Annotated in this window: 8 protein-coding genes; 3 read left to right on the top strand and 5 right to left on the bottom strand. The window is 70.5% G+C overall.

What is annotated here, in order from left to right; all coding sequences use genetic code 11:
- On the top strand, positions 1-1,813 hold a 1,813-nt coding region (locus MKK84_RS03430; RefSeq protein ID WP_243916631.1), incomplete at its 5' end, for an autotransporter outer membrane beta-barrel domain-containing protein.
- A gap of 40 nt (positions 1,814-1,853) precedes the next feature.
- Here MKK84_RS03430 and MKK84_RS03425 read toward each other — a convergent pair.
- Positions 1,854-2,219 carry a response regulator gene (locus MKK84_RS03425; protein WP_243916630.1) on the bottom strand — a complete coding sequence of 122 codons (366 nt, stop codon included), beginning with the start codon at positions 2,217-2,219 and terminating at the stop codon, positions 1,854-1,856.
- A complete protein-coding gene (locus tag MKK84_RS03420; RefSeq protein ID WP_243916629.1) occupies positions 2,216-3,655 on the bottom strand; it encodes a sensor histidine kinase in 1,440 nt (479 codons plus the stop codon). Before MKK84_RS03420 ends, MKK84_RS03425 begins: the two co-directional genes overlap by 4 nt.
- Positions 3,656-4,258: 603 nt before the next feature.
- On the opposite strand from MKK84_RS03420, the gene MKK84_RS03415 reads away from it, so the two are divergent.
- Together MKK84_RS03415 and MKK84_RS35360 are read left to right on the top strand one after the other, a co-directional pair.
- On the top strand, positions 4,259-4,573 hold the full coding sequence (locus MKK84_RS03415; RefSeq protein WP_243916628.1) for a hypothetical protein: 315 nt from the start codon (positions 4,259-4,261) through the stop codon (positions 4,571-4,573).
- Between the two features lie 421 nt (positions 4,574-4,994).
- Positions 4,995-5,126: a hypothetical protein gene (locus MKK84_RS35360; RefSeq protein ID WP_267358368.1), complete on the top strand. Its 132-nt coding sequence runs from the start codon at positions 4,995-4,997 to the stop codon at positions 5,124-5,126.
- A gap of 21 nt (positions 5,127-5,147) precedes the next feature.
- On the opposite strand, the gene MKK84_RS03410 is transcribed toward MKK84_RS35360, so the two are convergent.
- The 3 genes from MKK84_RS03410 to MKK84_RS03400 form a co-directional block, all read right to left on the bottom strand.
- Entirely contained in the window at positions 5,148-5,426 is a 279-nt protein-coding gene (locus tag MKK84_RS03410) for an adenylosuccinate synthase (RefSeq protein WP_243916627.1), read from the bottom strand.
- A gap of 44 nt (positions 5,427-5,470) precedes the next feature.
- Positions 5,471-5,719: a DUF6894 family protein gene (locus tag MKK84_RS03405; RefSeq protein WP_243916626.1), complete on the bottom strand. Its 249-nt coding sequence runs from the start codon at positions 5,717-5,719 to the stop codon at positions 5,471-5,473.
- A gap of 401 nt (positions 5,720-6,120) precedes the next feature.
- Positions 6,121-6,340 (bottom strand): MucR family transcriptional regulator (locus MKK84_RS03400; RefSeq protein ID WP_243916625.1); only part of this gene is annotated, 220 nt, incomplete at its 5' end.

Genomic DNA, 6,340 nt, shown 5'->3' with positions numbered 1-6,340 from the left:
CGTCCTGGAGAGCACCGCACCCACCAGCCTGACCAAGGCCGGATCCGGCACGCTCAAGCTCACCGGCCCCGGACGCTTCTCGGGCCCGACCACGATCCAGGCCGGCACACTCTCGCTCGACGGGTTCTGGGCCTCGCCCGTGACGGTCGCCTCTGCCGGCACCCTGCGCGGCATCGGCACGATCGCGGCCCCGGTCACGGTGGCGGGCGCCCTGCGGCCGGGCAACTCCCCCGGCACGCTCACCGTGCTCGGCCCGGTCGCCTTCGCGTCCGGCAGCCTGCTCGGCCTCGACATCGACGGGCTCGGCACCGGCACCGGCGCGGGCAGCTACGCCCGCCTGCTGGCGCTCGGTTCGAGCGGCGCGGTCGCGGCCGACGGCACCCTCGTGCCGGTGCTGCGCGGCATCACCGGCAACGCCACCAACGCCTACACCCCGGCGCTCGGCCAGCGCTTCGGCGTGCTGACCGCGCAAGCCGGGCTCAGCGGTTCGTTCACCGGGCTCGCCCAGCCAGGGACCGGCCTGCAGGCCGGCACGCGCTTCGACGCGTTCTACCGCGCCACCGGGCTCGACCTCGTGGTCACGCCCGCCGCCTACGGCAACCTCGCCGGGCTCGGGCTCGCCCAGACCGGCAACGCGCAGGCCGTGGGCGCGGCCCTCGACAGCGCCCGCCCGGCCGCCGGCACGCGGCCGGACGCGGAGCGGGCGCGGGTGTTCGACGCGCTCTACGCGGCCGGGCCCGCCACCTTGCCGGGCGGTCTGGCGAGCCTGTCGGGCCAGGCCTACGGCGACGCCGTGATGGCCGATCTCGCCGGGCGCCGGCTGGTGACCGACACGATCGACCGGCACCTGCGCGGACAGGGCGGCGGCGCGGCCTCGTTCAGCGCGGGCGATCCCGGGCTCGGCCCGAACCGCTCGGCCCTGCAGATGCGCGGGGCCGCCGGGGCTCCGGACCAGCCGCTGGCTTCGGGCGAGGGCCGGGTCTGGGCGGACGCGCTCTACGGGTTCGGCTCGCGACCGGGCGACCGGGCGGCCGCCGGGGCAAGCCTCGACGCGGGCGGCCTGCTGCTCGGCGTCGACCGCCAGATCGGGGCCGACACGCTGGTGGGCGGGGCGTTCAGCTACCTGCGCGAGACCGGAGCGTCGCGGGGCCGGGGCTTCGGCCTGGGTCGGTCGGCCACTGACAGCTACGGCGGCACGCTCTACGCCAGCACCCGTCTGGGTTCGGTGATCCTGCGCGGCACGGCCGGGCTGTCCTACGCGGACGGTCGGATCGATCGGACTGTGGCTTTGGGCGCGGGCGTCTCGCGGGCGAGCGGCCTGGCCTCGGGCTGGGACGCCGGGGTGTCGGGCTTTGCCGGCACCGCGCTGGCGACCGGCCTGCCGGTGGAGCTCGTGCCGGAGGTGGGCTTCAGCGTCGACCGCCTGACCCGGGCGCGGGTGGCCGAGCGGGGCGGGCTGGCGAGCCAGAGCTTCGCGACAGGCAGCCTCGACGGGGCGCGTAGCCTCGTGGGCGGGCGTCTGGCGAGCTTGGCGGTCGACGGCCCTGCGGGGGGCATGGCGGGTCTGCGGCTGGAGGGCCGGGCCTACTGGGCGCGCGAGCTGGGCGACACCGTCGCCACAATGCGCTCGAGCCAGTTCGGGGTGCCGTTCGCGACGCGCACGAGCCGGCTCGGCCGGGACGGGGCGGTCCTGGGGGTGAGCCTGACCGGCCCGGTGGCCGAGGGCGTGATGCTGTCGCTGAGCTACACCGGCGACGTGCGTCCCGGCGCCACCGCCCAGGTGATCTCCGCCGGATTGCAGGCCCGCTGGTGAGCGCGGCGGGCGCCTGAGGGCCCGGACCCTGTGCGGCGCCTCAGCCGAACAGGGTCCGGGCCACGACCTGCGGGTCGATCGGCTTCTGGCACAGGGCCACGGCCCGGTGGGGCGGCGGCACGACGGCCGGATCGTAGCCCGTGGCGAACAGGAACGGCACGCCGCGGGCGTGCAGCGCGTCGGCGACGGGATAGACGAGTTCGTCCTGCAGGTTGATGTCGAGCACGGCCGCGTCGATCGCGTCCGTGCCGGCGATCAGTGCCAGCGCCTCCTCCACGCTGGGCACCGGGCCGAGCACCTCGGCGCCGCCTTCCTCGAACCACGCTTTGAGATCGATGGCGATGAAGTAATCGTCCTCGACCAGCAGCACCCGTTTGCCGGTCAGCGCCGCCGCGTCCGAACTCATGGCAGGCTCCCTGCGGTGTCGCCCTCGGGATGGGGGAGGTTGATCGTACACTGGAGCGTCGTCTCGCTTAAGGCATAGCGTGTCCTGGCCTTCAGCGCGTAGGGCAGCGCCCGCTCGATGAGCTCGCGACCGTACCCGCCCCGCAGGGACGCGTCCTGGGCCCCCGAGGGGCGGACCAGCCCCTCCTCGATCCAGTCCATCAGCAGCCGGCGACCGTCCTCGGACTCGCAGATCCGCCACGTCACGCTCAGGGAACCCTGCGGCGTGGTGAAGGCACCGTATTTGAGCGCGTTGGTGGCGAGCTCGTGCAGGGCCAGCGCGAAGGTCTGCACGGTCGCCTTGCGCAGGCGCACCACCGGTCCCCCGATCCGGACGCGGGTCTGCGCGTCCGGAGCGTTGAGGGCGGCGAGTTCCGTTTCGATCAGCGTGCGCAGCGTGATCGGCTCCTGGTCCGAGCGGGACAGGAGACCCTGCACCCGCGAGAGCGCCGACAGGCGGTCGTTGAACTGCTCCTTGAACAGCTCGCCCGGCCCGGTCAGCGCCATGGTCTGCTTCGCGATGGCGCGCACGACCCCGATTAGGTTTCGGGTGCGGTGCTGCAGCTCCGCGACCATCACCTGTTGCCGCTCCTGAAGCTGGCGCAGGTCGTCGATGTCGGTGGAGGTGCCGAGCCACTCCACGATCCGCCCCTCTCCGTCGCGCACCGCCGCCGCGCGGGTCTGAAACCAGCGGTAGCGCTGGCCGGGGGCGTTGCAGAGCCTGTGCTCGTAGGAGAGCCGGCCGCTGGCCGCGGCTTCCTGCCAGGCGGTCCGGGCGATGGCGACGTCGCCGGGATGGACGGCGTCCAGCCAACCCCATCCGAGGCTGCCGTCGTTGTCCTGCCCCGTGTAGGCGATCCATTGCGGGCTCGCCCAGATGCAGGCGCCGTCGATCCCGGCGCGCCAGATCAGCTGCGGGATGCCCTGGGCGAGGGTGCGGAACAGCGCCTCGCTCTCGCGCAGGCGCCGCTCGGCCAGCACCCGCTCGGTGCTCTCCACCACGATGGCGATGACGCCCGCAGGCTTCCCGCCCTCATCGAAGACCGGCGAGTAGTCGAGATTCATCCAGACCGGCTCGGGCCGGCCGTAGCGGCGCAGGGTGAGTTCCTGATCGCGGTAGGAGAGCGTCCCCCCGGCCAGCCCCACGCGCATAACATGGTCGTTGAAATCCGCGACCTCCGGCCACCCCTCGCGCACCTTGGAGCCGAGGAGCTGCGGGTGGCGCCCACCCGCGAAGCCCGAATAGGCATCATTGTAGATCATGATGCCGTCCGGACCCCACAGGAGCACGATCGGCACCGGCGAGAGCAGCAGGGTGCTGACCGCGAAGATCAGGCTCTGCGGCCAGTCGGCGATCGGGCCGAGCGGCGTGCGCGCCCAGTCGTAGGTCCGGACCAAGTCGCCGAGTTCGCCGCAGCCAGTCGGAAGCGTCGAGGCGCCGCGTGACCGACGTCCGGCCCTGCGGCTCCCGACGGGAGCGCGGGGCGGGACGGATGGAGGCGGCGATCCTGCGACCGGCATGTTCCTGATCTGACCTGCTCGCGCATCATCCCGAACGGCGGCCACCGGTTTTCCGATACAGGGGATGTGCACGCAAAGGACTGCGGCATTGTGACGGTTCCGCGTCCGGCAGATGCTCCACACGCGCTCCCGGTCGCGTCGCAACACGATCCACGACGGTGCGCCATGCCGGGGGATTCGGGAGATTCTCCTTCCCCGCCATCCTGAGGTATCTGCGTCAGGACGAGGGGTGGATTGCCGTCTCCCGTATCGTAGATCGTGAGCGTCGCACGCTTGTTTGGTCCATCTCGCCGTGATGTCTGGCGTCTGCGCGCCGAACCGGTTTCCCCATCGGAGAGTGCTCCAGCAAGCTGCCGATAGACCCGCGCCGTCCTGGCGCGCGGAGCGAGGCCATTCAGTAGCCTGCGCGACGTGTCGACACGTCGCTCACGCGGCAGGCCCATCATGCGCCACCAAAGCCCAGCCGTCCCGGAACCTGACTTGGCCCATGAAATGGGCGTTCGGGTATTCCGTCAGCAGATACGGTCTTTCCGTAAATCTTGTTCCAGCCTCTATGAGTTGAACAATCAAGGCCTGAACGGTCATGATGTCCGGATGCCAGAAAACACGACAGGCTCGAAGCACCGGCATCCCGATAAGTTCCTCTGTCGCGTAGCCGAAAGAGACAATTTCGATGCCGTAGTCGTTCTTGTTGGCCTAGAAAAATCTTTTGATCTCCCCGAAATACTCGGTCCCGCCGACTTCGACGGCAAAGGTTTCGTGGCGAATCTCGTCGACGCGGCGCAGGCTGCCTGAAAACCGGGCTCGCTCTTCTGGAAACTGCACCCACTCGAAGGGGGGATGATGCTGCACGGTCATGGCGATCGCTTGGTCATGGGGCAAACCCACTCTCCGATTCCGAAGGGCTTCCTGCCCAACGAGCCCTCATTTCGGAGCAACGCATGCAAACCGTTGCTCGACGCGTTCCCGGTCGGGCGGAGCTGGGCCGACCGACAGATTCGGTCGCGACATCGATATGTCCCGGGCATGGCGCGGCCAAGCGCCGACAGGGTCGCTCCTCGCTCGGAAGCCTGAAGGGCCCGGCACCGTTTCCGCTGCATCGACCCGGCCGGCCTGCGACCCGATGGACCGTCCGCGTTCATAGTCTTGCCGTGTTCCAGGCGCCCCCTGGGGTGCTCAGCCCCACGGGGCAGCCCGGCCCCGGGAGAACGACCCAATGCTGAACTCGATTCTAGCGCTCCTGACGGTCGCCGCGGTCCTCGCGGTCAGGGCGCTGCTCAAGCTGCCGCTCCTGCTGCTCCGCCGCGTCGGCCGCCTGCTGCGCGGTCGCCGCCCGGCCGCTGCCTGAGCGGGCTGGTCACCGAAAGACTCATCCGGCCGCGTCGATGGTGAACACCATCCCGCGGCCCGGTCCGTGATCGGAATAGTCGACGAGCGTGAGGCCCCGCGCGGCCAACGTCTCCGCGACGGTCTCCCGCTCCTTGCGGACCATCTGGCCGACCGCGAGCGGCGTCAGCCGCGGGCTCGCCTGGCACAACCGGTCCACGCCGATGTTTGCCGGCAACCCTTCGTCCTCGGCGATCCGGGCCAGGGCAAGACCTAGATCCCGCGCCTTGGTCTCCGCGGCGGATTTCGGCTTGAAGGCCATTCCGGTTCTCCCTCGTCCCAAGTTTCTGTCACGCTCGGCGTGATTCACGCGGCCTGCGCATCGACGTTCACGTCGGGGAAGGCCCGGATCCAGACCCGGCGCCCCCGCACATCGTAGACTTCGACCTGCCAGCGCGACCAATCGAACCGCTCGACCACCCGTTCCATCAGGGCAAGGGCCACGCGCTCGGCATGAACCCGCATCTGCGCCGCGTTCGACAGCGGGCTCCCGTCGAGGTCGGTCACCAGCTCGTGGCCGTCCGTACAGTGGAAGCGGTAGAGCCGTGTCGGCATTGCTGTTTCCCTGATCCATCCCCGGCGATCCACCGACATCCGAGCCTGTCAGCCACCGATGGTTGAACCGCCTCGGCCGATGCGATCCGTTCACGAAATGTTCTAAACAGATCGGAGCCGTGATGCACGCAGATCCTGCGGTGGTGCCTGTGGAGATTCGTCCCAGGGAGGCCAAGGTGATCTCTGTCGCGTCTCATCGCGCGGTTCGGGGAGATGCATGGGCCGCACCTCCCACACGGGCCGCCGGATTCATAGATCGGTGCTGGATGGGGTTGAGAGCGGCTGCGCATCACCCCCCCCCCCCCCCAAGGGGGGAAGGGTGGGCCGGGTGCGCCCCCGGCCTGCGATCCTTGAGAATCGTAGCCCACCGTGCAGAGGGATGCGCAGCATCCCGCCAGGGCCTAGCCCCGACTCTTGCGCTCGCGCTCGGCCATGGCGCCGGGCTGGCCGAGGCCGATCGCCTTGGCGAGGGCGGAGCGTTGCTCGGCGTAAGCCGGGGCGACCATCGGGTAATCGGCCGGCAGGCCGTAGCGGTCGCGGTAGGCCCGCGGGTCCAGCCCGTGGCTGGTCAGGTGGCGCTTGAGCGTCTTGTAGGTCTTGCCGTCGATGAAGCTGACGATC

The organism is Methylobacterium sp. E-065 (assembly GCF_022829605.1).
GTDB lineage: Bacteria > Pseudomonadota > Alphaproteobacteria > Rhizobiales > Beijerinckiaceae > Methylobacterium.
This window is presented reverse-complemented; position numbering and strand designations above follow the sequence as displayed.

Excerpts from the sequence above, each read along its gene's own strand:
- MKK84_RS35360 (WP_267358368.1), top strand. The coding sequence starts at position 4,995 with ATGCTGAACTCGATTCTAGCGCTCCTGACGGTCGCCGCGGTCCTCGCG.
- MKK84_RS03405 (WP_243916626.1), bottom strand. The coding sequence starts at position 5,719 with ATGCCGACACGGCTCTACCGCTTCCACTGTACGGACGGCCACGAGCTG.
- MKK84_RS03410 (WP_243916627.1), bottom strand. The coding sequence starts at position 5,426 with ATGGCCTTCAAGCCGAAATCCGCCGCGGAGACCAAGGCGCGGGATCTA.
- MKK84_RS03425 (WP_243916630.1), bottom strand. The coding sequence starts at position 2,219 with ATGAGTTCGGACGCGGCGGCGCTGACCGGCAAACGGGTGCTGCTGGTC.